Source organism: Pseudarthrobacter sp. IC2-21, assembly GCF_034048115.1.
In the GTDB taxonomy this organism is placed as follows: Bacteria; Actinomycetota; Actinomycetes; order Actinomycetales; family Micrococcaceae; genus Arthrobacter; species Arthrobacter naphthalenicus.
The window spans coordinates 4,113,492-4,135,619 of record NZ_CP139145.1 but is presented as its reverse complement, the minus strand read 5'-3'; the positions used below and the strand labels follow the sequence as shown (position 1 = coordinate 4,135,619).

The 22,128-nt window shown below is 66.3% G+C and carries 23 protein-coding genes; 13 read left to right on the top strand and 10 right to left on the bottom strand.

All coding sequences use genetic code 11. The annotated features are described in order from the left end of the window. Nucleotides 1–16 precede the first annotated feature (16 nt). Genes SBP01_RS19135 through SBP01_RS19120 form a run of 4 tightly spaced genes read left to right on the top strand, consistent with a single transcriptional unit; the run spans nucleotide 17 to nucleotide 3,894 of the window. Entirely contained in the window at nucleotides 17–1,225 is a 1,209-nt protein-coding gene (locus SBP01_RS19135; protein WP_320536942.1) for a Re/Si-specific NAD(P)(+) transhydrogenase subunit alpha, read from the top strand. Continuing rightward, entirely contained in the window at nucleotides 1,225–1,560 is a 336-nt protein-coding gene (locus tag SBP01_RS19130; RefSeq protein WP_320536941.1) for an NAD(P) transhydrogenase subunit alpha, read from the top strand. The genes SBP01_RS19135 and SBP01_RS19130 overlap by 1 nt, the downstream gene beginning before the upstream one ends. Then, entirely contained in the window at nucleotides 1,557–2,930 is a 1,374-nt protein-coding gene (locus SBP01_RS19125; protein WP_275213078.1) for an NAD(P)(+) transhydrogenase (Re/Si-specific) subunit beta, read from the top strand. The genes SBP01_RS19130 and SBP01_RS19125 overlap by 4 nt, the downstream gene beginning before the upstream one ends. A 46-nt stretch (nucleotides 2,931–2,976) precedes the next feature. Next, nucleotides 2,977–3,894 (top strand): diacylglycerol/lipid kinase family protein, encoded by a 918-nt coding sequence (locus SBP01_RS19120; protein WP_320536940.1) that lies wholly within the window; start codon nucleotides 2,977–2,979, stop codon nucleotides 3,892–3,894. A 61-nt stretch (nucleotides 3,895–3,955) separates the two neighbouring features. Here SBP01_RS19120 and SBP01_RS19115 read toward each other — a convergent pair whose 3' ends face one another. After that, entirely contained in the window at nucleotides 3,956–4,795 is an 840-nt protein-coding gene (locus SBP01_RS19115; RefSeq protein ID WP_320536939.1) for an ACT domain-containing protein, read from the bottom strand. Between the two features lie 152 nt (nucleotides 4,796–4,947). Between SBP01_RS19115 and SBP01_RS19110 the strand changes: the two genes are divergently transcribed. From SBP01_RS19110 to SBP01_RS19100, 3 genes are all read left to right on the top strand, one after another. After that, on the top strand, nucleotides 4,948–5,997 hold the full coding sequence (locus tag SBP01_RS19110; protein WP_320536938.1) for an FUSC family protein: 1,050 nt from the start codon (nucleotides 4,948–4,950) through the stop codon (nucleotides 5,995–5,997). 34 nt (nucleotides 5,998–6,031) lie between these two features. Beyond that, a complete protein-coding gene (locus tag SBP01_RS19105; protein WP_320536937.1) occupies nucleotides 6,032–6,787 on the top strand; it encodes an IclR family transcriptional regulator in 756 nt (251 codons plus the stop codon). A gap of 121 nt (nucleotides 6,788–6,908) precedes the next feature. Continuing rightward, nucleotides 6,909–8,099, top strand: a complete 1,191-nt coding sequence (locus SBP01_RS19100; protein WP_320536936.1) for a 4-hydroxybenzoate 3-monooxygenase — start codon at nucleotides 6,909–6,911, stop codon at nucleotides 8,097–8,099. A gap of 12 nt (nucleotides 8,100–8,111) precedes the next feature. Here SBP01_RS19100 and SBP01_RS19095 read toward each other — a convergent pair whose 3' ends face one another. From SBP01_RS19095 to SBP01_RS19070, 6 genes are all read right to left on the bottom strand, one after another. Next, nucleotides 8,112–8,738, bottom strand: coding sequence for a thymidine kinase (locus SBP01_RS19095; protein WP_320536935.1), 627 nt, complete (start codon nucleotides 8,736–8,738; stop codon nucleotides 8,112–8,114). A gap of 124 nt (nucleotides 8,739–8,862) precedes the next feature. Beyond that, nucleotides 8,863–10,647, bottom strand: coding sequence for an ABC transporter permease (locus tag SBP01_RS19090; RefSeq protein ID WP_414004246.1), 1,785 nt, complete (start codon nucleotides 10,645–10,647; stop codon nucleotides 8,863–8,865). A 20-nt stretch (nucleotides 10,648–10,667) separates the two neighbouring features. After that, on the bottom strand, nucleotides 10,668–11,735 hold the full coding sequence (locus SBP01_RS19085; RefSeq protein ID WP_320536933.1) for an ABC transporter ATP-binding protein: 1,068 nt from the start codon (nucleotides 11,733–11,735) through the stop codon (nucleotides 10,668–10,670). Between the two features lie 56 nt (nucleotides 11,736–11,791). Then, nucleotides 11,792–12,877 (bottom strand): extracellular solute-binding protein, encoded by a 1,086-nt coding sequence (locus SBP01_RS19080; RefSeq protein ID WP_320536932.1) that lies wholly within the window; start codon nucleotides 12,875–12,877, stop codon nucleotides 11,792–11,794. 216 nt (nucleotides 12,878–13,093) lie between these two features. Then, on the bottom strand, nucleotides 13,094–13,528 hold the full coding sequence (locus SBP01_RS19075; RefSeq protein ID WP_275213089.1) for an acyl-CoA thioesterase: 435 nt from the start codon (nucleotides 13,526–13,528) through the stop codon (nucleotides 13,094–13,096). Nucleotides 13,529–13,621: 93 nt separating this feature from the next. Then, nucleotides 13,622–14,125, bottom strand: coding sequence for a GNAT family N-acetyltransferase (locus tag SBP01_RS19070; RefSeq protein WP_275213090.1), 504 nt, complete (start codon nucleotides 14,123–14,125; stop codon nucleotides 13,622–13,624). 156 nt (nucleotides 14,126–14,281) lie between these two features. Here SBP01_RS19070 and SBP01_RS19065 point away from each other — a divergent pair, with 156 nt between their 5' ends. The 3 genes from SBP01_RS19065 to SBP01_RS19055 all read left to right on the top strand — a co-directional run bounded on the left by SBP01_RS19065 (nucleotide 14,282) and on the right by SBP01_RS19055 (nucleotide 16,059). Then, nucleotides 14,282–14,794 carry a MarR family winged helix-turn-helix transcriptional regulator gene (locus tag SBP01_RS19065; RefSeq protein ID WP_320536931.1) on the top strand — a complete coding sequence of 171 codons (513 nt, stop codon included), beginning with the start codon at nucleotides 14,282–14,284 and terminating at the stop codon, nucleotides 14,792–14,794. A 66-nt stretch (nucleotides 14,795–14,860) separates the two neighbouring features. Beyond that, on the top strand, nucleotides 14,861–15,172 hold the full coding sequence (locus tag SBP01_RS19060) for a hypothetical protein (RefSeq protein ID WP_320536930.1): 312 nt from the start codon (nucleotides 14,861–14,863) through the stop codon (nucleotides 15,170–15,172). Continuing rightward, the gene (locus tag SBP01_RS19055; RefSeq protein ID WP_320536929.1) at nucleotides 15,169–16,059 is read left to right on the top strand and encodes a serine/threonine-protein kinase; all 891 of its coding nucleotides are present in this window, start codon (nucleotides 15,169–15,171) and stop codon (nucleotides 16,057–16,059) included. The genes SBP01_RS19060 and SBP01_RS19055 overlap by 4 nt, the downstream gene beginning before the upstream one ends. 16 nt (nucleotides 16,060–16,075) lie before the next feature. Here the strand turns inward: SBP01_RS19055 and SBP01_RS19050 are convergent, their stop codons facing one another. Together SBP01_RS19050 and purB are read right to left on the bottom strand one after the other, a co-directional pair. Then, entirely contained in the window at nucleotides 16,076–16,756 is a 681-nt protein-coding gene (locus SBP01_RS19050; protein WP_320536927.1) for a histidine phosphatase family protein, read from the bottom strand. Nucleotides 16,757–16,867: 111 nt separating this feature from the next. After that, nucleotides 16,868–18,310 carry an adenylosuccinate lyase gene (purB, locus tag SBP01_RS19045; protein ID WP_320536926.1) on the bottom strand — a complete coding sequence of 481 codons (1,443 nt, stop codon included), beginning with the start codon at nucleotides 18,308–18,310 and terminating at the stop codon, nucleotides 16,868–16,870. A 255-nt stretch (nucleotides 18,311–18,565) separates the two neighbouring features. Here purB and SBP01_RS19040 point away from each other — a divergent pair, with 255 nt between their 5' ends. Together SBP01_RS19040 and SBP01_RS19035 are read left to right on the top strand one after the other, a co-directional pair. Further along, nucleotides 18,566–18,889, top strand: a complete 324-nt coding sequence (locus SBP01_RS19040) for a hypothetical protein (RefSeq protein ID WP_320536924.1) — start codon at nucleotides 18,566–18,568, stop codon at nucleotides 18,887–18,889. Then, nucleotides 18,877–20,259, top strand: coding sequence for a hypothetical protein (locus SBP01_RS19035; protein WP_320536923.1), 1,383 nt, complete (start codon nucleotides 18,877–18,879; stop codon nucleotides 20,257–20,259). The genes SBP01_RS19040 and SBP01_RS19035 overlap by 13 nt, the downstream gene beginning before the upstream one ends. Nucleotides 20,260–20,370: 111 nt before the next feature. Here SBP01_RS19035 and SBP01_RS19030 read toward each other — a convergent pair whose 3' ends face one another. After that, nucleotides 20,371–20,799, bottom strand: a complete 429-nt coding sequence (locus SBP01_RS19030; protein WP_320536922.1) for a phage holin family protein — start codon at nucleotides 20,797–20,799, stop codon at nucleotides 20,371–20,373. A 96-nt stretch (nucleotides 20,800–20,895) separates the two neighbouring features. Between SBP01_RS19030 and SBP01_RS19025 the strand changes: the two genes are divergently transcribed. Then, on the top strand, nucleotides 20,896–22,014 hold the full coding sequence (locus SBP01_RS19025; RefSeq protein WP_320536921.1) for a histidinol-phosphate transaminase: 1,119 nt from the start codon (nucleotides 20,896–20,898) through the stop codon (nucleotides 22,012–22,014). Nucleotides 22,015–22,128 lie beyond the last annotated feature (114 nt).

The following is a 22,128-nucleotide window of genomic DNA, read 5'->3' as shown; positions in this document are numbered from 1 at the left end:
GTAAGGGAGCTGGCGGTTGAAACTGGGCATACCGCGGGAACGGCATGAGGGTGAGCGCCGTGTTGCCGCCACACCGGAAACGGTCAAACAACTGGCCGGGCTGGGCCTGGACGTCCTGATCGAAGCGGACGCCGGTGCCGCCGCCGGGCACGCGGACCTTGAATACCTCCAGGCAGGGGCCAGCGTGGTCCCGGCCCTCGACCCCGCCGTGCTGGACATCCTGGTCCACGTCCGCCCGCTGGAGCCCGCGACGGCGAAAGCCCTGAGAAAGGGCGCCGTCACCGTGGGCCTGGCCTCGCCGTCGTCCGAGCTGGCAACCGTGCAGGCACTCGCGGAGGCCGGCGTCACATCCTTCGCCCTGGAACTGGTGCCCCGGATCTCCCGCGCCCAGTCCATGGACGCGCTCAGCTCCCAGGCCCTGGTGGCCGGGTACCGCTGCGTCCTGGAGGCCGCCATCCGGCTGCCACGGTTCTTCCCCCTCTACATGACCGCGGCCGGCACCGTCCCTCCGGCCCGGGTCCTGGTGCTTGGCGCCGGTGTTGCCGGGCTGCAGGCCATCGGCACCGCCAAGAGGCTCGGCGCCCGGGTGTCCGCCAACGACATCCGGCCCGCCTCCGCCGACGAAGTGGCGTCCATGGGCGGCACCTTCATCAAACTGGACCTGGAAACCGCCGAGGCATCCGGCGGCTATGCCCGCGAACTCAGCGCCGACCGCGGCGCCCTCCAGCGCGAACTCCTCGCCCCGCACGTTGCCCAGGCTGATGTGCTGATTACGACGGCGGCAGTCCCCGGCAGGCGCGCGCCGCTCCTGGTGAGCCGCCGGATGGTGCAGGGCATGCGCCCGGGTTCGGTCGTCGTCGACCTCGCTGCAGAGTCCGGCGGGAACGTGGAAGGCGTGGTTCCCGGGGCGGACATCCTGGTGCCCACCGCCGATGGCCAGGGCCACGTCACCCTGGTGGGGCTGAAGGATGCCCCGTCCGCCATGGCCTCGGACGCCTCCCGGCTCTATGCCAAGAACGTGGCCAACCTGCTCGCCCTGATGACCCGGGACGGCACCGTGGCTCCCGATTTCGGCGACGACGTGATTGCCGGGGCCTGCCTTACACACGAGGGCGCGGTGCGGCACCTGCCCACGGCCGAGGCGTTGGGGGCGGTCATTCCGGCCCTGCCGGACCACGAGCCAAGCGTCCAGGACGACAGGCTCCAGAGCGAGGGGGGAATCTGATGGACGGCATGAGTCTGCTCACCGTCACGGTGCTGGCGGTGTTTGTGGGCTTCGAGGTGGTCTCGAAGGTCTCCAGCACCCTGCACACGCCCCTGATGTCCGGCGCCAACGCCATCCACGGCATCATCCTGGTGGGCGCCATCATCGTGGCCGGCCAGGCCGCGGATCCGGGCATCCTGGCCGTGGCATTGCTCGCCGTGGTGCTCGCCACTGCCAACCTGGTGGGCGGTTTTGTGGTCACGGACCGGATGCTGCACATGTTCCACGGCCGGAAGGAGCCCGCCCGCACGGGAGCAGCGGGCAGCGGAGCCACCGCGCGGGAGGACCGCCCATGAGCCTCCTCGATCCGGTGTGGACCTCCCTCCTGTACCTTGCCGCGGCGGTGTTTTTTATCCTGGCACTCCGCGGCCTCAGCTCTCCCCGCACCGCCCGCCGCGGCAACCTGATCGGCGCCTTCGGTGCGCTGCTCGCCGTCGTGACCGTTTTCCTGTCGGCAAGACTGGAGAACATTCCCTGGATCATTGCGGCCATCGCGGTGGGCACGGCGGTGGCCGCGCCCGTGGCCCGGCGCGTCAAAATGACCCAGATGCCCCAGCTGGTGGCGCTGTTCAACGGTGTGGGCGGCGGCGCCGCGGCGCTGGTTGCCCTTTTGGAGTTGAGCCATAACGGGGACCCGTGGGTGCGGCTTGCCATCGTCTTCACGCTCCTGGTGGGGGCTGTGTCCTTCGCCGGATCCGGCGTCACGTTCGCCAAGCTCCAGGAATTGATGACAACGCGGCCGGTGGTGTTCCCGGGGCTCCCCGTGGTGATGGCGGCGGTGCTGCTCGCGGCGGTGGGGACCGCCGTCGCCGTTGTGTTTACCGGGTCCCTGGCGCTCGCGGTGCTGCTCATGGTGCTGGGACTTGCCGCCGGCGCGCTGCTGGTGCTGCCGGTGGGCGGGGCGGACGTGCCGATCGTCATCTCCCTCCTGAATGCGTTCACCGGCCTCGCCGTGGCAGCGTCCGGTGTGGTGCTGGGCAATGTTCTGTTGGTGGTGGCGGGCACCCTGGTGGGCGCCTCGGGCACCATCCTGACCAGGGCGATGGCCGCTGCCATGGGCCGGAGCGTGGCCGGCATCCTGTTCGGCGCCTTCAAGGGCGGCTCGACGGCGGGATCCACCGCCGTGAGCGAACGTCCCGTCAGGTCCTCCAGCGCCGAAGACGTGGCTGTGCTCCTGGGTTATGCGCAGCGGGTCATTATTGTGCCCGGCTACGGGCTGGCCGTGGCGCAGGGCCAGCACACCGCCGCGGAACTGGCGCAGGCTCTGGAAGCCCGCGGGATCGACGTGGACTTCGCCATCCACCCCGTTGCGGGCCGGATGCCGGGGCACATGAACGTGCTCCTGGCCGAGGCCAACGTGCCGTACGAGTCGCTCAAGGAAATGGGCGAAATCAACTCCGAATTCCGGACCGCGGACGTGGCGCTGGTGGTGGGCGCCAACGATGTTGTGAATCCGGCGGCGAAGACCTCATCCGGCTCGCCGATCTACGGCATGCCCATCCTGGAAGTGGCTGACGCCCGCCAGGTGATCTTCCTGAAGCGCTCCATGCGGCCCGGCTTCGCGGGGATCGAGAATGAACTCCTGTACGAGCCGCAGACGTCCCTGCTCTTCGGCGATGCCAAGGAGTCGCTCGCGAAGGTACTGGGAGCCGTGAAGGCGCTGTAGCAAGTAGCCTTTGCATAGGCATTACTCAACTTCACCGAAGGACACCATGACTGCCAACAGCTCCACCAGCCTCAAACGGCCGGCCATCATCATCAATCCCGCCAAGCCGGTGGAGATTGACGTGAAGGCACTGGCGGCCAAGCACTGCTCGGAGAACGGCTGGGGTGAGCCCATCTGGCTCGAAACCACCAAGGAGGACCCGGGGGTCGGCCAGGCGAAGGAGGCACTCAAGCAGGGAGCCGACGTCGTTATTGCTGCCGGCGGCGACGGCACCGTGCGGTGCGTGGCCGAGGTCCTCGCGGGCGGGGACGTGCCCATGGGCCTGCTCCCGTTCGGCACCGGCAATCTCCTGGCACGCAACCTGGGCATGGACGTCACGGATTTTGACGGCGCCATGGCCGGTGCCCTGGCGGGAACTGAGCGGAAGATCGACGTTGTCCGCGCCCGCCGCAACAGCCCGGACAAGGAACAGGTCTTCCTGGTCATGGCCGGGGTGGGCTATGACGCCACCATCATGGCCGACACCAACGAGGACCTGAAGGACAAGGTGGGCTGGCTGGCCTACGTGGATGCCGGCATCCGGAACCTGCCGGGCAAGCCGGTGAAGGCCACCATCGCCATCGACGGCAAGGACGTGGTGCACCGCGGCGTGCGCAGTGTGATGGTGGGCAACTGCGGCAAGGTCCAGGGCGGACTCGAGATCTTCCCCGACGCCAAGATGGACGACGGCCTGCTGGATGTCGCCGTGCTGGCACCGCAGGGAAAGCTTGGCTGGTTCTCGGTGATCGCCGGCATGATCGGCAAGGGCCGGGGCAAAGACACCTCCGTGGAGTACTACCAGGGCAAATCCGTGGAAATCACGCTGGAGCACAATGACGATTATCAGCTCGACGGCGACCATGAGGGCGACGGCAAGCACGTCCTGATGACCCTCGACCCGGGGGCGCTCACCATCCGCATGTAACCCGCCCAACCAGGTAGCGCTATCTGTCGTTTTGAGGCCCCATAACGACAGATAGCGCTACCTACATGGGGTGGGTCGGCGCCGGGCCGTGGGCCAGGATCTCAGCCAGCTCTGCGAGCCGGTGCGCGCGGGCTGATTCGGCCGGCGTGAACGGTTCGCCGGGACGGGCAAAGGTCAGCGGCCCGTGCCAGGCGGTGGGAACCTTCAGCCGCGTGCCGGCGTCGTAATTTTCGACGGCGGCCTCGGCCGGTGTGAGCACGCGTGCGTGCAGCAGCTCGGCCACGGCCAGCGGCAGCTCGTCCGGTGCGCCCGCGATCCGCGCCGCGAGGCTCAGCGCCCGGGTCTGACCGTCCGCCATGGCCAGGGCGGTGGTGGGCCACACCTGGGACCGCGAGCCGCCGCCGTCGTCCAGGGCCGCCAGCAGCTGGCGCTCGCTCAGGTCCCCCGGCGCGGAAAGCACGAACTCATCGAGTACACCGCCGGCCACGGGGTGGACGTGGATGCTCAGGATGTTGGTATCGAGCCGGGCCAGCGCCCGGGTGATCTTCTGCAGCGAGCCGGGCTGGTCCTGCAGCACGGTGCGTGCCCGCCACAGGGCGGGGGCAGCGCCCAGTTTCCTGCGGTGCCGGAGCGCGGGAGCGTGCAGCCAGCCGTGCAGGATCCGGGCAGCGGACGGCTCAGCCACCCAGATCACCAGGACGGTGGCCGTCAGGGTGAGCGCCAGCACCTTGGCCAGGTACGGCAGGTGCGTTCCCACCACCAAAGCGTGCACCAGCAGTTCGATCGGGAGCATCACGGCCACGTTGGCAACGGTCAGCCGGGTCTTGGTGGGTTCTGGCATCAGGCCGCACACTTCACAGCTCAAGTCGGCCGCAGCGGGGTTGCTTCCGGTGTGTCTCATGGCTCAAGCGTGCCGTGCCGGTGTTTCGATGATGTTGCTCCGCCGTTCCGAATGTGGGAAAGGTCCGGGACATAGGATTGGGGAGGCCGGTCCTGCTGTTCCCGGCGGGTACCTCCCGCCCACGGGTCATCGAAGGAAGAGGCACCCGGAACTTGAAGTTTTTCGCTGAAATGTTCAGCATTGCGCCGAGCAACAACGATCACCAGCCGGCCCTGCGCTGCGCCGTCGGAATCTTTGTTCCCCTGATCACCCTGCTCTTGCTGGGCCGGCTGGACCTGGCGATTTTCGCCTCCTTCGGTGCGTTCACCGGAATCTACGGGCGCAATGAACCGCACGGCACCCGGTTTGTGTTGCAGCTGCGCGCAGGCCTGCTGATGCTGTGGGTCATGTTCCTGGCTGCCCTCGCGGCCACGGCGGGGAACGCCTGGGGGCTGGACCAGGCGGCGACCACCTGGCTCCTCGTCCTGGCCACCACCCTGGTGGCCGGCGGGTGTTCCGTGGCGATCTCGCTGCTTCGCCTTCGTCCCGCAGGCTCGCTCTTCCACATCTTCGCGTTCGCTGCCATCGCCTCGATTCCAAACCAGCCGCCGGTCCCGGAGGCGATGCTCGTGGCGGTGCTGACCACCGCGCTTTCGCTGGTGATCGGCTTCTCCGCGCGCGTTCTTCCCCGGTACCGCACGCCCTGGGTGTGGCCGGCCCCGATCCGGCGGGCCGAGGGCGAGAAGCGGACGGCGTGGCTGGAGGGCCTGGGCTACCTCGTGGCGGCAGGTATGGCAGGCTCCCTGGCCACATTGGCCGGCACGTGGCTTGGATTCGGGCACAACTACTGGGCGATGGTGGCAGCTGTGGTCCCGTTGGTGGGGCACAGCACGCGGCACCGGATCCGCCGCGGCATCCAGCGAATCATCGGCACCGTGCTGGGCCTGGCGCTGCTCGCCGTCATCCTGCTGCTGAACCTCGCTCCCTGGCAGATCGTCCTGGTCATCGCCCTGTGCCAGTTCGGCGCTGAACTTTTCATTGCCCGCCAGTATGTGCTGGCCCAGGTGGTGGTGACGCCGCTGGCTCTGATCTCCACGCTGCTGGTGGTGCCGGCGTCCCCCACCATTCTGCTGCGGGACCGCATCATCGAGACGGTGATCGGCGCGGCGGTCGGTGTTGCCGTGGTCCTGGCACCGGCCTTGTGGCGGCGCCTCCGAGTGTAGTCTGAAATCCTCACCATTCAATGGAAGGGCGGTCATGGCTAATTCACTCTCCGGCGATTCCGTGGTGGACCGGGTAGTCCGGGTGATCTCCGCCTTTCCCGAAGGTGTCAGCAGCCTCCAGCTGTCCGACCTCGCGCACCGGGCGGGGCTGCCGCTCACCACCACGCACCGGCTGGTGCGGCAGTTGGCTGCGCACGGTTTGCTGGAAACGGTCGACGGCGGTGCGGTGCGGCCGGGGCTGCGGCTGTGGGAGCTGGTCAACCGGAATTCACCCACGCTGGCGCTGCGGCAGGCTGCCATGCCGTTCATGGAAGACATCCAGCAGGTGCTGAACCAGAATGTGAACCTGGCGGTCCTGGACGGCTGGGAAGCGCTCTTTGTGGAGCGGCTTTCCCGGCGCGGATCGGTGGCCAACAGGGCCCGGGTGGCCGGCCGGATGCCCGTCCATGTTTCCTCCGCCGGGCTCGCCCTCATGGCCCATCAGGACAAAGCCGTACAGGCCGCGTACCTCGGTCAGTTCTCGGATCCTGACGCCAGGGTGACGGGGGAGGCGGTGCGTGCCTTGCTCAGCGAGGCGGCCCATCAGGGCTTTGCCCAACTCGCGGGCGTGGTGGATCCGGACACCTGGGGCATAGCCGTCCCCGTGCTGGACGGCCGGCAGCGCGCTGTGGCCGCGCTCGGCGTCGTGGTTCCCCTGCGGGAGATGCGGCTCCAGGCCCTGGTGCCGGCCCTGCAAACCGCTGCCCGGGGTATCGCCCGCAGGCTTGGTGACGCCGCAATCTGGGATTAGATTCCGTTGAACGGAAAGAGTGTTACCGCAATCACGTTTCGGGCTGCACACTGATAGCCAGACGAACCAATCACCGGCTCTGCAGATTGCCAGAGCCCCCGCAACGAAGCGAGGCCCAGCCATGGCACAACGGAAAATCATCACCACCCAGGTGGCAATCATGGGCGCCGGCCCCGCCGGACTCATGCTCTCCCACCTCCTGGCCAAGGCCGGCATCGAATCCACCGTCATCGAGGTGCGCAGCCACAAGGAGATCTCCGAAACGGTCCGCGCCGGCATTTTGGAACACGGCACCGTCAACCTGCTCGTGGACAGCGGGGTCTCGGACCGGGTGCTGAGGGACGGCGACCGGCACGACGGCATCGAACTGCGTTTCAACGGCGAAAGCCACCGCATCGATTTCAAGGACCTCGTGGGCGAATCCGTCTGGCTCTACCCGCAGACGGACGTCTTCCTGGATCTCGCCGCCCGCAGGAAGGCCGACGGCGGCGACGTCCGGTACAGCGTCACCGACACCACCGTCCACGACCTCGAAGGCAAACCGAAGGTCTGGTTCACTGACGCCGACGGTGTTGAGTACGAGATCCAGGCCGAGTTCCTGGTGGGCGCGGACGGTTCACGCAGCCACTGCCGCTTCCAGATCCCGGAAGCCCACCGCAAGTGGTACTTCCACGAGTACCCGTTCGCCTGGTTCGGCATCCTCGCCGAGGCCCCGCGCAGCTCCGACGAGCTCATCTACGCCAACTCGGACAACGGCTTCGCCCTGATCAGCCAGCGCACCGAGACCGTGCAGCGGATGTACTTCCAGTGTGACCCCAAGGAGAACGTGGCCGAGTGGGACGATGACCGGATCTGGGCCGAGTTCCGCAGCCGGGTCAACGGCAACGGCTTCGAGCTCAAGGAAGGCCCCGTCATCGACAAGATGGTGCTCCCGTTCCGCAGCTTTGTGCACACCCCCATGCGCTACGGCAACCTGTTCCTGGCCGGCGACGCCGCCCACACTGTTCCTCCCACCGGCGCCAAGGGCCTGAACCTGGCCATCCACGACGTCAAGATGCTTTTTGAGGGGCTGGAATCGTTCTACGGCAGCGGCTCCAGCGCCCTGCTGGACAGCTACGGAGACCGGGCGCTGGAGCGTGTCTGGAAGGCCCAGCAGTTCTCCTACTGGATGACCACCATGCTCCACACCCCGGCGGACGCCGATGACTTCTCCCGTGCCCGCCAGCTCGGCGAGCTGAACTCGGTGGTCTCCTCCCGCCACGGCAGGGCTTACCTGGCCGAGGCGTACACCGGCTGGCCCGGAGGAAAGTAAGGCCGCCGCCGGCTAGGTGCCCAGGCGTCCGCCGGATGCCTCCAGGTAGCAGGACCCGCACAGGGATTCGTACCAGACGTCCTGCCCGTCGATGGCTACCTGGTCGCCGTCGAACACCACGTCATTGCCGACGCGCCGGGTGTTGAAGATGGCTTTGCGGCCGCAGCGGCAGATCGTCTTGAGCTCCTCCAGCGTGTGGGCGACCTCCAGCAGCCGGCGTGACCCGGGGAAGGCGTGCGTCAGGAAATCGGTCCGGATGCCGTAGGCGAGCACGGGGACGTTGTCCAGGATGGCGATGCGGAACAGGTCATCCACCTGTTCCGGGGTGAGGAACTGCGCCTCGTCCACCAGGAGACAGGCCACCGGTTTCTGGTCCACGTGCTCCAGGAGGGCATCGGGGTCATCGCCGGCCGCGTGGGCGGCGAAGAGTTCCCGGACGGAGGTGCCCGGCGAGATCAGGAAATCCACGGACCGGGTCATTCCCAGCCGGGACACAATGTCGGTGTCGCCTTTGGTGTCCACATCGGGTTTGGCCAACAGGACGCGCTGGCCGCGCTCCTCGTAGTTGAAGGCCACTTGCAGGAGTCCGGTGGATTTGCCGGAGTTCATGGCGCCGTAGCGGAAATAGAGCTTGGCCAAGATGGTCCTTTCAATGGGTCCGGCTATCGATCTTATGCCGAAGCCCGGACTCCTTCGCCGTACGGCCGGGCGCCCGGGTGGTCTGCCAGCCGCCAGACGCCGCCCGCTCAACGCGGCCAGTAGCTCACGGCCTGCCGGCGGGCAGCGGTGCGGCGTCGGGCACGGAGGCGGCCTCCGCCTCGGTCACCTCGACTGCCGGGCCGCCACGGCGTTTCCCGGAGGTGCGCGTGCCGCGCCGGCTGGACCGGCCGTAGACCAGGTACATGGTCAGGCCCGTGATGACCATCAGCAGGACGGTGTAGACAAACGTATTTGCCACGCCCTCCACCCCTTCGGCGCCGTCAGTGTTCGCTTTGATGACCAGGCCCAGCGGCTGGACCAGCGGATGGGCCAGGAAGATGGCCGTGTCGTAGTCGTCCAGGAGGCTGTTGAAGTTCAACGCTGCAATGGCTGCCGCGGCGGGCAGCACCAGCGGCAGCAGGATCCGGCGGAAGACGTACAGGGTCTTCGCGCCCATGATGGACGCGGCCTCCTCCAGCGAGGAGTTGACCGACGCGAAGGACGCCTTGAGCATGCGGAGCGTAAACGGGATCTTGACCGTCACGAACGCGATCAGCAGGATCACGGTGGTTCCGGTCAGCACAGCGCCGCCCACCAGGGGGTTGGGGTGGTCGTAGCTGAGGATGAGCCCCAGGGCGAGCAGAGCCGAGGGCAGGACCCAGGGAATGTGCAGGAGGTACTCGAAGAGCGTGCTGACCCAGTTGCGGTACTTCTGCAGGAGGCGCGCCACAAACAGCAGCCCGCCCACCGCAATAATGGCGGCCAGGGCGCTGTAGACCACGCTGACGATGAAGGGACGCAAGCCGGATTCCTGCGTCAGGACGCGAACGTAGTTGTCCAGGGTCAGGCTGCCCGGCGAGAGTTGCCCGGTCTGGATGGCCGCCCCGTCAGCAAACGAATACAGCACAATCAGCAGCACCGGCAGCGTGTAGACAGCGAACAGGACGTACGCGATCACATGCACGGCGACGTTGGCCGCCGGATTGGTGATCTGCTGCTTCTGCAGGGCGGAGGACACCTTTGATACCGAGAAGTAGGTGCCGCCCTTCTCGAGCCGGGTCATGACGGCCAGCATCAGGATGGTGGCCACCCCCAGGATGACAGCCAGCAGTGCCGCCAGATCGCGCGAGGTGGGGCTGTTGGTAAAGGTCAGGATCATGGGCGTAATGGTCTGGAACTCGCGGCCGCCCAGGACCTGGGGTGCGCTGAGTGCTCCCAGCCCGGTCAGGAAGGACAGGATGGTGACGGCGAACAGCGTGGGCTTGAGCATGGGCAGCACCACCCTGCGCAGGATGGTCCACGTGGAGGCGCCCAGGTTCTTGGCCGCCTCGATGGTCTGGTAATCCACGCCTTTGAGGGCGTTGGCGACGAACAGCATGTGGTTGGTAGTGGTGGCGAACGTCATCACCACCAGGACCGCGAAGAAGCCGGAGAACCAGGCCGCGTCCATGCCCGGGAACGCCTTAAGGAGCAGGGACGTGACAATTCCCTTGTCCCCGTAAATGAACTTGTAGCCTGCAGCGAGCACGATGCCGCCGTAGATGAAGGTGGAGGCGTAGCCCAGGAAAAGGATCCGGGAGCCACGGATCCTGAAGTAGTGGGTGACCAGGACGATGAAGATGCCCACCACATTCACGGTGATGGACAGCGCCACGGCGAGCATAAAGCTGTTGCCGAGGGATTTCATGGCGCGTTGGGAGGAGAAGAGCTTCTCCGCGGCCCGCCCGGAGAAGCTGCCGTCCGGGAAGAAGGTTGCCATCAGGACGTTGAGGTTGGGCCAGACCAGGAACGCTGCAATGAACCAGGTCAGCACCGTTCCCACAATCAGGATGAAGGGGGATCGGAGCATGCCTTTCGTCGACGTCCCGCTCATGGCGCGGCCACTGCCTGGTCCTGCTTCTCCAAGGCCTTGCCGGTGTCCGGGTGGTACTGCAGCACGTGCCCGGGCTGGACGTAGACGGTGGTTTCCGATCCTGCCGCCGGCTGCGCGACGCCGTCTTCCTTCACCAGCAGCCGGAGGTCCGCCCCATGGCTGCGCACAATGTAGCGGCTGTGCAGCCCGTGGTACGTGCGTGACACCACCTGCCCGGAAAGCCCGACGGCGGTGCCTCCGTTCGGGGGCTGCGTCAGTGACGCCTTTTCCACGCGGAGATAGGAGTTGGCGGCGGTGCTGAGGCCGGCGCCGGAGAGCCTGTTCAGTTCCGTGATGAATTCCGGGGTCAGCGGCGAGCTGTCACCGATGAAGTTGCACACAAATTCCGTGGCGGCATCATCGTAGATCGACTGCGGCGTCCCCACCTGCTCCACCACGCCCTTGTTGAAGACGGCCACCCTGTCGCTCATGGCCAGGGCTTCGTCCTGGTCGTGGGTGACATAGACGGTGGTGATACCGAACTCGCTCTGCAGGTCCTTGAGCTGCTGCCGGAGCTGGTGCCTGAGCTTGGCGTCCAGGTTGGACAGCGGCTCATCCAGCAGCAGGATTTTGGGCCGCAACACCAAGGCCCGGGCCACCGCGACACGCTGCTGCTGACCGCCGGACAGCTCGGCAACATTCTTATGCAACTGGTCGTCGCTGAGCTCCACCCGGCGCGCGATGTCGCGCACCAGGTGGTCGGTCTCGGCGGATTTCTCCTTCCGGACCCGCAATCCGAAGGCAATGTTCTCCCAGACGCTCATGCTCGGAAACAGCGCATAGTTCTGGAACACCATGCCCACCTGCCGCTTGTCGCTCGGCAGCCGGGTGACATTCTTCCCGTCCACATGGACCGTACCGGCCGACGGTTCGATGAAGCCCGCCAACGTGCGTAACGCCGTCGTCTTCCCGCACCCGGAGGGGCCCAGCAGAGTGAAGAACTCGCCGGGTTTGACGTGCAGGTCGAGGTTCGGGATGGCTACGAAATCGCCGAACGTCACTTCAATGTTGTCGAGACGGATCATGAGTTACCTGTCTGGATTGCGGGCTGGCCGGGGTGCGGGACGGTGCGGGGTGGCTCCTACTGCATGTATTCGAGCTCAATCTTTTCTACCCAGGAGCCCATGTTCTCCTGGACAAATCCCCAGTCGATGTCCTGCTGCTTCACGGTGGAGAAGAACTTGACCACCTCGGGGTTGGCCTGGGCGGCGGCGGCCTTGTTGACGGGCATGGAGTTGAACTTCTTGGCGAAGGCGCCCTGCACGTCGGCGCTGCCGAACCAGTCGATGAACTTCACTGCCTCAGCTTTTTTCTTGGTCCCCTTCACCAGGGAGATCTGTTCCACGGCGAGCGGAACGCCGACGGTCGGGATCACCGGTTCCACCTTGACGTTGAAGGACTTTTCACGCTCGGCAATGATCGATGAGGGCATCTGGCCCATGTCCACCTCGCCCGAGGCGATCCGGGCGAAAAGGTCGGTCTTGGCCACGGCGGGGCTGCCGTTCCGGAAGTACTGTTCAACCTGCTTCCAGCCGTCGGCTGAGATACCCAGGTCGCCTGAGCTGTCCTTGTAGCGGGACAGGATGCCGGCGAAGACCAGCTGTGCCGTTGCGGTTCCCAGCCCTGTCACCCGCTCGTAGCGTGATTTGAATTCGTCCTTGGTCCAGAGGTCGGTCCAGTCCTTCGGGGCCGCGCCGGCGCTGATCTTATCGGAGTTGTAACCCAGGAGGATGGCCTGCTTCACCAGCGGCCAGTAGGCCTTGCCGTCACCGTTGTCCCCCACGGCCGTATCCACTTCTCCTGCCCAGGCGGGCTCGAAGGGCTCCAGGGCACCTGCGGCCTTGATCTGCGCGAAATACATGTTGTTCAGCCCAAAGGCGACATCAGCAATGGGGTTGTTCTTTTCCGCGATGAGTTTGTTCGTGGCATCTGCGCCGCCGGCCCCCACCACTTCGATTTTGAAGCCCGCCTTGGCGGCCTCCGCGGTCCACCATTCGCCGCGGCCCTCGCCGTTGGAGTTGGTGTAGACCACCAGCGTCTCACCGGAAGGAACAGTGGACGTGGACGACGGCTCACCGGATGCCGCAGGGGTTGCCGCGCCGGCACCACAGCCGGCCAGGAGGGTTACGGCCACGGTGGCGGCCATCAAAGTCTGCAGTTTACGCACGATCAGGACTCATTTCTGAACTTGGCTCGGAGCATTGTCCGGCAAGCCTATAGCTGGACTCGACACTTGGGGGCTTTAAAAGCTATCGATTCGATAAACAGCCCGGCTGTCTAGTCTGGTCCTTTCGCCGGAACGTTCAGGGCACAGTGCGTAAACGTGCGGTGAACGTTGGCGCTCTGCTGCGCCGGGGAGAGGAGGCGGCGGGTCCCGCCGTCGTCAGTCCTGGTTCAGGGTCTCCGTGAGGTGATGGGTGGGGATGCGGTCCCGGTCATAGGTGATCTCGGTGTAACCGTGCGGCTCCGGCTGGCCGGACGCGCTGAGGTTCACGAAGACGATCTGCTCAATGGTGAGGATGCTCTGCCGGGTGATCATGTTGCGGACTTCGGCCCGCATCGTCAGGGAGGTGCGGCCGAACCGGGTGGCCGTCAGGCCCATCTCGATCAGGTCGCCCTGGACGGCCGAACTGACGAAGTTGATTTCCGAGATGTACTTGGTCACCGCACGCCCGTTGCCGAGCTGGAGGATGGCATAGATGGCCGCTTCCTCGTCGATCCACTTCAGCAGGCTTCCGCCGAACAGCGTGCCGTTGGCGTTGAGGTCCTCCGGCCGCACCCATTTGCGCGTGCGGAAGGTGATGTCTGCTGGTTCCATACGGCGAGGTTAGCCGAAGGGCCCCGCGGTACGCAGTCTTTGGCGGCTGTATGACGTCTGCCCGCCCCGGCCGTTCTGTGGCGCCCCGGGGCCTCAGGCCATGGCTGTGTGGGCTGCGCTGTGTGAGTCGATTCGTTTGGCGTAGCAGTACGAGTGCTCGAGGCCGGCATAGGCGCCGAAGTTGGGGACGGGTTCAAAGCCGGAGTTCTCGTAGAAATTCCTGCCATCGGGCTGCGCAGAGCCGGCTTCGGCCTTGATCCGCGTGATTCCCTGTTTGTGCGCCTCGGCCTCGAGGGCTGCCAGGATGGAGCTCGCCACGCCTGAGCCGCGCGTGTAGGGAAGCACATAGAGCCGCTTGATCTCCGCCGTGGCATCGTCCAGGAGCCTGAGTCCGCCGCATCCCACCGGCTGGCCGGACCCTTTGTCGTAGGCGACGAGGAAGACCGCGCAGTCGGCGCCCGACGGCGGTATCCCGGGTTCGTGGTTCGGCGTGCCAAAGCGGGCGTCCAGTTCGGCCTGCTGGGCCCTGCGCAGATCGGCACCTACGGGGTTGGACCAGGTCACGGACCGGATGTTCAGGCGCGGGTTGGTCTGCATGGGTGCCTCGATTCGCCGAAGGGATATGCCTGACAAACCTATGGGCTGTGGGTTACGCCCGTGTTTCCTTGCCGTAAGGAGTGGGAGAACACCACCATCGACCCGCAAAACAAACATTCTCGACTGCCTAGTTATTAGACCGCCTAAGATGATTGCATGGGCTCCACAAATGAAGGTTCCGGCTACTGGTACGGGCCGGACGGTCAATTGGACTACAGCGCTGCGGTGCTGAAGTCCCTCCGCGATTACCGCAGCGCCGAAACCACCGTCCGCCGCTCCACCCGCGACTCCATGGGCATGGGCGAGACCGACATCCTCGCGTTGCGGTACCTCCTGCGCGTGCAGGCGTCCGGGGGCACCGTGGTACCGAAGGACCTCAGCAAGTTCCTGGGTATAACCAGTGCCTCCACAACGTCCCTCATCGACAGGCTGGTGGCGAGCGGCCACGTCCGGCGCGAGTCGCATCCGACCGACCGCCGATCGGTGGTGGTGGTGCCGACCGCCGAATCAGACCACGAGGTCCGCGAGACCCTCGGCGAGATGCACCGCCGCATGATGTCGGTGGCCGAGGACCTCTCGGCGGAGGAAGCCCGTGTGGTGGTGGACTTTCTCCGGCACATGACCCGGGCCATCCAGGGCGGACACGGCGACACGAAAGAAAGTATCTAGTCCGGCTAGTTAGTTCGACTAGTAATATGTATGCTTAGGATCAGTCCGAAAGATCCTGAGGGAGTCATGAGCGCCATCAACACATATTTTGAGGCAGTACCGCCGGGTCCCGTTTCCGCACAAGCCGCAGACCCGGTCCACTGGCCGGTGCACTGCGCCACGGAAATGGAAATGGTGATTCCGGAAGTGGGCGGCACCGCCGTCGGCTACACGTTTGAACCGGACGACGGGCCCGTCCGGCTGCCCCCTGTGTGGCGGTGCGGCTGTGGTTTCCAACTCGATGCCTGGGCAACCGGCTGGCCGGAGCTGGAAGCAGCACCGCTGACTTCCGAGCAGCCCGCTGACCACCGCGTGCCGGCCCTCAGCATCAGGTCATGACCGCCCTCGCGCTTTCTCCCACGGCACCTGCCCCCGCATACGGCGGCCTGCCTGCCGGCGAGCTGGTGGGCGGCCGCTTCCACCTGAGGGAACAACTGGGGCGCGGCTCCATGGCCCGGGTGTTCCGTGCCGTGGACCTGGCGGGGGGCCGCGATGTCGCCGTGAAGATCGCCCATGACGACTCGCCCAAGCACCGGGGCAGGATCGCCACCGAAGCCGCCGTCCTGGCCGGTTTGGATCATCCGTCGGTGGTCACCTTCTTTGGGGAAGGTACCGTGACCGGGCCGGGGGAGCTGTCCGGACGGCCTTACATTGTGGAGGAACTGGCACTCGGACCCTGCCTTGCCGAAGTGGTCCGCGGTCCGTTGCGTTCCCCGCTGGACGTTGCTGCGCTGGCTGCCGGACTTTTTGATGGCCTCAGCCACCTGCACCGTCGGGGTGTGGTGCACCGCGACATCAAGCCCGCCAACCTTATGCTCAGCGGGCTGCGGCGAAGCCCGGTCCGGATCGTGGACTTCGGCATCGCCGCCCCGGAGGGCGCGGCGCCCGAGCCGGGCATCTCGTCAGGAACGGTGCACTACATGAGTCCGGAGCAGGCCTCGGGCGGGGCCGCGCAGCCGTCCTGGGACGTCTACGCCCTGGGCCTGGTGCTCCTGGAACTGCTGACCGGGACAAGGGCCTACACCGGCACGGCTGTGGAGTCCCTGGTGGCACGGACCCTCCGCAGCCCGGCGGTTCCCTCCGCGTTGGGGCCCGGTTGGGGTGCTCTTCTGCGTGCCGTCACCGCCATGGACAGTGCCGCGCGGCCGTCCGCGGCTGAAGCGGCCGTCATGGCCCGGCGACTCGCAGTTACCCGCCACCCCCTGCAGCTCCTGCGCGCGAGCTGAGAGCCCCCTGCGGCTGTCAGGTGCCGTCGACGTCCATGCCGGCCGGGTCCTCGGCCGTGGGGTCCGCAAAGGCAAGCCCGCCGATGGGGCTGCCATCCCAATGGATCAGTTTCCACCCTGACGCGGGATCCCCTTCCACCGCCACGATGCCGGTATTGGCCAGGACATGGCGGGCGGCGAACTCGTGGCCGGCACCCGCGGCACGCAGGCCAACCCATGTGCGGATAGCGGCGCCGTGGCTGACCATGGCGACTGCCGCGGAGCCCGGGTCCCCCGCGGCGCGGTCGGCAATCCTGGTGATGTCGGCGTCGTACCTTTCAAAAAATTCATGCCCGTCAGGGCCGGCAGGCATGCGCCGGTCCAGTTCACCGGCCGCCCAGGCAAAGACCGTGGACATGTACTGCTTGTGGGCTTCCTCATCCGTGAACTTCTCCAGGGAGCCGGCCTCGATCTCATGGAGTCCGCCCAGCACCTCAACCTCGAGGCCCTGCAACCGGGACAGCGGCGCCGCAGTGATCTGGGTCCGTACCAGCGTCGAGGCGTACAGGGCGCCGATCTGTTCGTTGGCCAGGGACCGTGCCATGGCCGCCGCCTGCCGCTCGCCCAGCTCCGTGAGCCCGGGCCCGGGATGGGCGGTGTCCAGTTGGCCGAGTACGTTGCCGGGGGTCTGTCCGTGCCGGATGAGGAGCAGCTTCATGCTCCCAGTTTCGCACCTGCCGGCCACCGGTCCCGCCAGCCTTAACCGGCGGCGGCGCCGGGCCCGTGGGAGCCCGGCGCCGCCGCCGTACTTCTTCGGTGTTGAAAGCCCTTACTTCAGGTGGTCCACCAGCTGGTCCGCGATGCCCGTGTACTTGCCCGGCGTGAGGGCGAGCAGCCGGGCCTCGGCGTCTGCGGACAGGCCCAGGCTTTGGACGAACTCCTGCATGCGGGCGGCGTCCACGCGCTGGCCGCGGGTGAGGTCCTTGAGGCGCTCGTAGGGGTTTTCCATGCCTTCGACGCCGGCAATCGCCTCGGCGCGCATGACCATCTGGATCGCTTCGCCCAGGACTTCCCAGTTGGTGTCGAGGTCAGCAGCCAGGACGTCCTCGGCCACATCGAGCCGGTCCAGGCCCTTGGCGACGTTGGAGATGGCGAGCAGGGAGTGACCGAATGCCACGCCGATGTTCCGCTGGCTGGAGGAATCGGTGAGATCCCGCTGCCAGCGGGAGGTGACCAGGGTTGAGCCCAGGACGTCCAGGAGGCCGGAGGAGATCTCCAGGTTGGCCTCGGCGTTTTCGAAACGGATGGGGTTGACCTTGTGCGGCATTGTGGAGGACCCGGTGGCGCCGGCCACCGGGATCTGGGTGAAGTAGCCGATGGAGATGTAGCTCCAGATGTCCGTGCAGACATTGTGCAGGATCCGGTTGAAACGAGCGACGTCGGCGTACAGCTCAGCCTGCCAGTCATGGCTTTCGATCTGGGTGGTCAGCGGATTCCAGGTGAGGCCGAGGCCCTCCACGAATGACCTGGACACCTGCTGCCAGTCGGCGCCGGGAACGGATGCGACATGCGCGGCATAGGTGCCGGTGGCGCCATTGATCTTGCCCAGGTATTCGGTCCTGGCAATCCGGTCCAGCTGGCGGGTCAGGCGGTGCGCGATGACGGCCAGTTCCTTGCCCAGCGTGGTGGGGGTGGCGGGCTGGCCGTGCGTGCGGGACAGCATGGGCACGGCGCGGTTGTCCTCGGCCATCTTGCTGATCTGGGCTACCAGGGCGCGGGCGGCAGGGAGCCACACGTCCTCCACAGCGCCCTTGATGCCGAGCGCGTAGGACAGGTTGTTAATGTCCTCGGACGTGCAGCCGAAGTGGACCATGGCCGTGAGGTTCTCGATGCCGATGCCCGCAAGGCGGCGGCCGATGTAGTACTCCACTGCCTTGACGTCGTGGACCGTGACGGCTTCGATGTCGGCCAGTTCAGCGACGGATACCGCGTTGAATTCCGTGACGATGGCGCGCAGCCGGTCCTGCTGCTCCTGGGTCAACGGGCCGGCCCCGGGGAGAACGTTGTTGCTGGTCAGGTGGATGAGCCATTCGACTTCCACCGCCACACGGTCCCGGTTGAGCGCCGCCTCGGAGAGGTAATCAACAAGGGGTGCGACGGCGGACTGGTAGCGGCCGTCCAGCGGGCCCAGGGCGATCGGCTCCGGTGACGCGGCGAGGGCCAGGCGTCCGGAGGGCGTGCGGGTATCAGCTGTGGCGGCAGTTTCAGGCATGTGCTGATTCTTTCACGAACTCCGGCCGGGGCTTAAGCGGAAGTTCATGCGGCGGCAGGCAGGGCTGACGCGGGAGGTTCCGGGTGGCTTGTCCACATAGCCGACGGCGGTGCTTCCCTGCCGTTTCCAGGGTCCGTAGCGTCAGGGGACAGGAGGCGCGGTCCCGCGGATGCGGCACGGGAGCGGCACCGAGAGGCACGGAGCGGCACGGAGCGCTCTGCGCGAGGCAAGGGATGCAGGAGGCAAGGGGGAATCATGAGCGGGGACTTAATTTTCGGCGATCTTGCGGCGAAAATGCGGCGCGGCAGTGAGGTTCAGGACCTGGCAGGGCGGGTTGCCGTGTGCGCGGACCGTGTGGCGCGGGTTATCGCCGGCTTTCGCGAGATCCAGTTGTTGGAGTGGGAGTCGCCAGCCGGGCGGGCCTACCGCGATTCGGTCGCCCTCCAGGAGGTCCAGCTGGGCCGGGCCAGGGGTGTGATCGAGGATGCGGTGGCGGCGGTGGGCCGCTACGCGCAGGAGGTGGCCTCCGCGCCGGCCGCTGAAGCCGCGCCGGCGGGACATTTCCCATGGCCGAGGTAACACCGTCCGGTGCGGGTGGACCCATCAGGCTGACAGGTCCCACCGCGGCGGGTGGCCTGGAAATCCGGGGCGGCATTGGCGGGATCACGTTCCAGCTCGAGGAACTTGTGGGCGGGGCCGAGAAGCTGGACGGCCTGGCGGAGGAGCTGGCCAGTGTGGAAACCGACGTCCAGCGCATCCAGGGCAACTTAGGCCCCTATCAGCTCAGCCAGGCGCATTCCTGGACCGAGGCCATGTCCACGCTCACCCGGTCATGGGCGGGCATTCAGGCTGTCCGGGCGGAGCTGCAGGCCATCAGCAGCCAGGTCCGTGCCAGCAAACGGGACTATGAAGCCGCGGAAGCGGTAACGAGCCTCTTGGCCAATATGGGCATCCCCTCCTTCCGCGACTTCGACCATGTGCGCCTGGACGATCCGCTGTGGCCGGACCTCCATGGCACTGATCTGGCGTTGCGCAACGCAGTGAAGGCCAGGCACGAAGTCCTCGGCATCGCGGAGGCTCTCTTTCCCGCACTGGAACCGCGCCGTATTGCGGTGGACCGGCAAGAGACCATGCCGATTGACTTCGACGGAACCCCTGCTGCGCTGCTGGAGCGGGCCCGGATAGTCGATGAAAGAGGGCCTGGTTACATCGAAGTCATCGAAACCGATTCGGGCGGCCAAAAGGCCTACGTTGTGGTCATCCCCGGCACGCAGGCAGGCGATGACATCGGGGGAGCGAACCCTTTTGATGTTGCAGGGATAGGCGAAGCTGTGGGTCACCAGTCCGCCGAGGTCAATATTGCGGTGCGGGCCGCATTGCAGGATGCCGGGGCGGAACAGGGGGCGCCCGTGGTGACGGTCGGGTATAGCCAGGGTGGGATCCATGCCATGAATCTCGCGGCGGACCCGCAGTTCCGCAGCGAATACGAGATGAAGTACGTCCTTACGGCTGGATCCCCGGTAGGCGGCATCGACCCGGTTGCGGGCGTCACGTCCCTCCATCTCGAGCATCGCCAGGATGCAGTTCCCGGAGCCGACGGCACTGCGAACCCGGATGCCCGGAATCGCGTGACGGTAACGCTCCTGGACCAGGTAACCACGCCGGAGGGTGAAGACGTTGGCCTCGGCCCGGGCCACAGGCTGGCCAACTACCAGAAAGCAGCCGGGCTGATCGGGGCCAGCGATGACCCCACACTGACGGATTCAACCGCTGTCCTGGCGGCGGTGGTGGGAGTTGGCGGCACGGCCACGGCCACTCGCTTCGCACTGACCCGAACCCCGGCAGCGACTGCCAGTGCTCCCGGTCCACGGCAGCAGCCCGCCCAGGGTCCACCGGTGCAGAAGTCCGAGACGGACCGGCAGGTGACCACCGGGAAAATGCAAGGCTGAGCGTTTGCCGTGCCGGCGGGCCGGTGGGAAGGCGGTGCGAATTGGGGGACGGCGGGGCCGGTGGGAAGGCGGTGGGCCTGGGGGACGGCGGGCGGCCGTACCCGCTGGGCGCTACCGCCTGCGTCCGCCTGGTACCCGTCCCGCCACCAGGGAGATGAGCGTAATGATGATCGCGGCAAGCACCGCTGTCCAGAAGAACGAGTCGATGGTGAAATGCACCGGTGTATAGCTGCTGAGCCATGACGTCAGGTACAGCATGGCGGCGTTGATGACGATCGTGAACAGGCCCAGCGTGAGGATGGTGATGGGCAGCGACAGGAAGCTGACCAGGGGACGGACAAACGCGTTCACCACACCGAAGATCAGCCCGATGAACAGATAGGCCAGGATGATGCCGATGGTCTCCGTGCCCTGCGATACTCCGGTGTTGGCCACAGCCGCGGTGGTGGCGGACGTGGAGATATCCAGGCCAGGCAACAACCAGCTGGCAATCCAGAGGGCCAACCCGTTGATCAGGACCCGAACAAAAAAGGAGCGCATGGGATTATGCTGTCACACCGCCCTGTGAGCTGTCCGGACCTGTGAGCTGTCCCGACCCCGCCTCGGCCCTTCTTCGGGAGAAGTAGGCTAGTTTTTATGACGTCATCAGAGATCCTGCCCGGGGAAATCCCACCCCGCCCCGTGGTGGGCCGGCTTCCCCGCTACGCCGCAGGGAAGCCGCCCGTCGCCGTGGACGGACTGGCCAGCTACAAACTCTCCTCCAACGAGAACCCCCTGCCGCCGCTCCCGGCAGTGCTCGAAGCCATCGCCAACCAACAGGACTTCAACCGCTACCCGGACCCGCTCAGCAGCAAGCTGCGCGCGGCGCTCGCCGACTTCCTGGATGTTCCGGCAGAGGACATCGTCACCGGCGCCGGAAGCCTCGGCGCCCTCAACCAGCTCCTCGCCACCTTCGCCGGGCAGAACGACGACGGCAAAGCCGACGAAGTCATCTACGCCTGGCGCTCCTTCGAGGCCTACCCCATCAGCGTCGGACTGGCAGGCGCCGAAAGCGTCCGGATCCCGCTGCTTAACGACGGGCGCCATGACCTCGCCGCCATGGCCGCCGCCGTCACGGTGCGGACCCGGGTCATCCTGCTCTGCACGCCGAATAATCCGACCGGCCCCATCCTGACGGCCGCCGAAACGGAACAGTTCATTCGGTCCGTCCCCGCGGATGTTGTGGTGGTTATCGACGAGGCCTACCAGGAATTCGTTCGGGCCGCGGACGCTGTGGACGGCATCGCCCTCTACCGCCGCTACCCCAACGTGGTGGTCCTCAGGACCTTCTCCAAGGCCCATGGACTGGCCGGTCTGCGGGTGGGGTACAGCGTCTCAAACCCGGGCCTCACCCAGTACCTGCGGGTGGCGGCCACGCCATTTTCCGTGTCACAGATCGCGGAGCAGGCGGCGATTGTTTCCCTGCAGAACTACCCCCAGGTTGTAGAAAGGGTACAAAGCATCGTGGATGAACGTGACCGGGTAACGGCGGGCCTGCGTGAGCTGGGTTGGTTTGTACCTGAGGCCCAGGGAAATTTTGTCTGGCTGGACCTCGGGGCGAACAGCGCGGAATTCGCCGAACTGGCGGAGAAGCAAGCGCTTTCGGTGCGGGCGTTCGGCGCCGAGGGGGTCCGCGTCAGCATCGGCGAACCGGAAGCGAACAGCCGGTTCCTGGCGCTCTGTGCAGACTATACAAATCCGCCACAGCGTTCCTAGCGCTTAACGTGCGCTTTGACGAGGACCTACTGAAGATAAAGTAAGGATCAGTAAGCCAATATATATGCCGGATCGGTGATGCATTCCGACTGAGGCATATATCCCAGCGACATT

Excerpts from the sequence above, each read along its gene's own strand:
- SBP01_RS19130 (WP_320536941.1), top strand. The coding sequence starts at position 1,225 with ATGGACGGCATGAGTCTGCTCACCGTCACGGTGCTGGCGGTGTTTGTG.
- SBP01_RS19125 (WP_275213078.1), top strand. The coding sequence starts at position 1,557 with ATGAGCCTCCTCGATCCGGTGTGGACCTCCCTCCTGTACCTTGCCGCG.
- SBP01_RS19120 (WP_320536940.1), top strand. The coding sequence starts at position 2,977 with ATGACTGCCAACAGCTCCACCAGCCTCAAACGGCCGGCCATCATCATC.
- SBP01_RS19115 (WP_320536939.1), bottom strand. The coding sequence starts at position 4,795 with ATGAGACACACCGGAAGCAACCCCGCTGCGGCCGACTTGAGCTGTGAA.
- SBP01_RS19105 (WP_320536937.1), top strand. The coding sequence starts at position 6,032 with ATGGCTAATTCACTCTCCGGCGATTCCGTGGTGGACCGGGTAGTCCGG.
- SBP01_RS19100 (WP_320536936.1), top strand. The coding sequence starts at position 6,909 with ATGGCACAACGGAAAATCATCACCACCCAGGTGGCAATCATGGGCGCC.
- SBP01_RS19090 (WP_414004246.1), bottom strand. The coding sequence starts at position 10,647 with ATGCTCCGATCCCCCTTCATCCTGATTGTGGGAACGGTGCTGACCTGG.
- SBP01_RS19085 (WP_320536933.1), bottom strand. The coding sequence starts at position 11,735 with ATGATCCGTCTCGACAACATTGAAGTGACGTTCGGCGATTTCGTAGCC.
- SBP01_RS19075 (WP_275213089.1), bottom strand. The coding sequence starts at position 13,528 with ATGGAACCAGCAGACATCACCTTCCGCACGCGCAAATGGGTGCGGCCG.
- SBP01_RS19070 (WP_275213090.1), bottom strand. The coding sequence starts at position 14,125 with ATGCAGACCAACCCGCGCCTGAACATCCGGTCCGTGACCTGGTCCAAC.
- SBP01_RS19065 (WP_320536931.1), top strand. The coding sequence starts at position 14,282 with ATGGGCTCCACAAATGAAGGTTCCGGCTACTGGTACGGGCCGGACGGT.
- SBP01_RS19060 (WP_320536930.1), top strand. The coding sequence starts at position 14,861 with ATGAGCGCCATCAACACATATTTTGAGGCAGTACCGCCGGGTCCCGTT.
- SBP01_RS19055 (WP_320536929.1), top strand. The coding sequence starts at position 15,169 with ATGACCGCCCTCGCGCTTTCTCCCACGGCACCTGCCCCCGCATACGGC.
- SBP01_RS19050 (WP_320536927.1), bottom strand. The coding sequence starts at position 16,756 with ATGAAGCTGCTCCTCATCCGGCACGGACAGACCCCCGGCAACGTACTC.
- purB (WP_320536926.1), bottom strand. The coding sequence starts at position 18,310 with ATGCCTGAAACTGCCGCCACAGCTGATACCCGCACGCCCTCCGGACGC.
- SBP01_RS19040 (WP_320536924.1), top strand. The coding sequence starts at position 18,566 with ATGAGCGGGGACTTAATTTTCGGCGATCTTGCGGCGAAAATGCGGCGC.
- SBP01_RS19035 (WP_320536923.1), top strand. The coding sequence starts at position 18,877 with ATGGCCGAGGTAACACCGTCCGGTGCGGGTGGACCCATCAGGCTGACA.
- SBP01_RS19030 (WP_320536922.1), bottom strand. The coding sequence starts at position 20,799 with ATGCGCTCCTTTTTTGTTCGGGTCCTGATCAACGGGTTGGCCCTCTGG.
- SBP01_RS19025 (WP_320536921.1), top strand. The coding sequence starts at position 20,896 with ATGACGTCATCAGAGATCCTGCCCGGGGAAATCCCACCCCGCCCCGTG.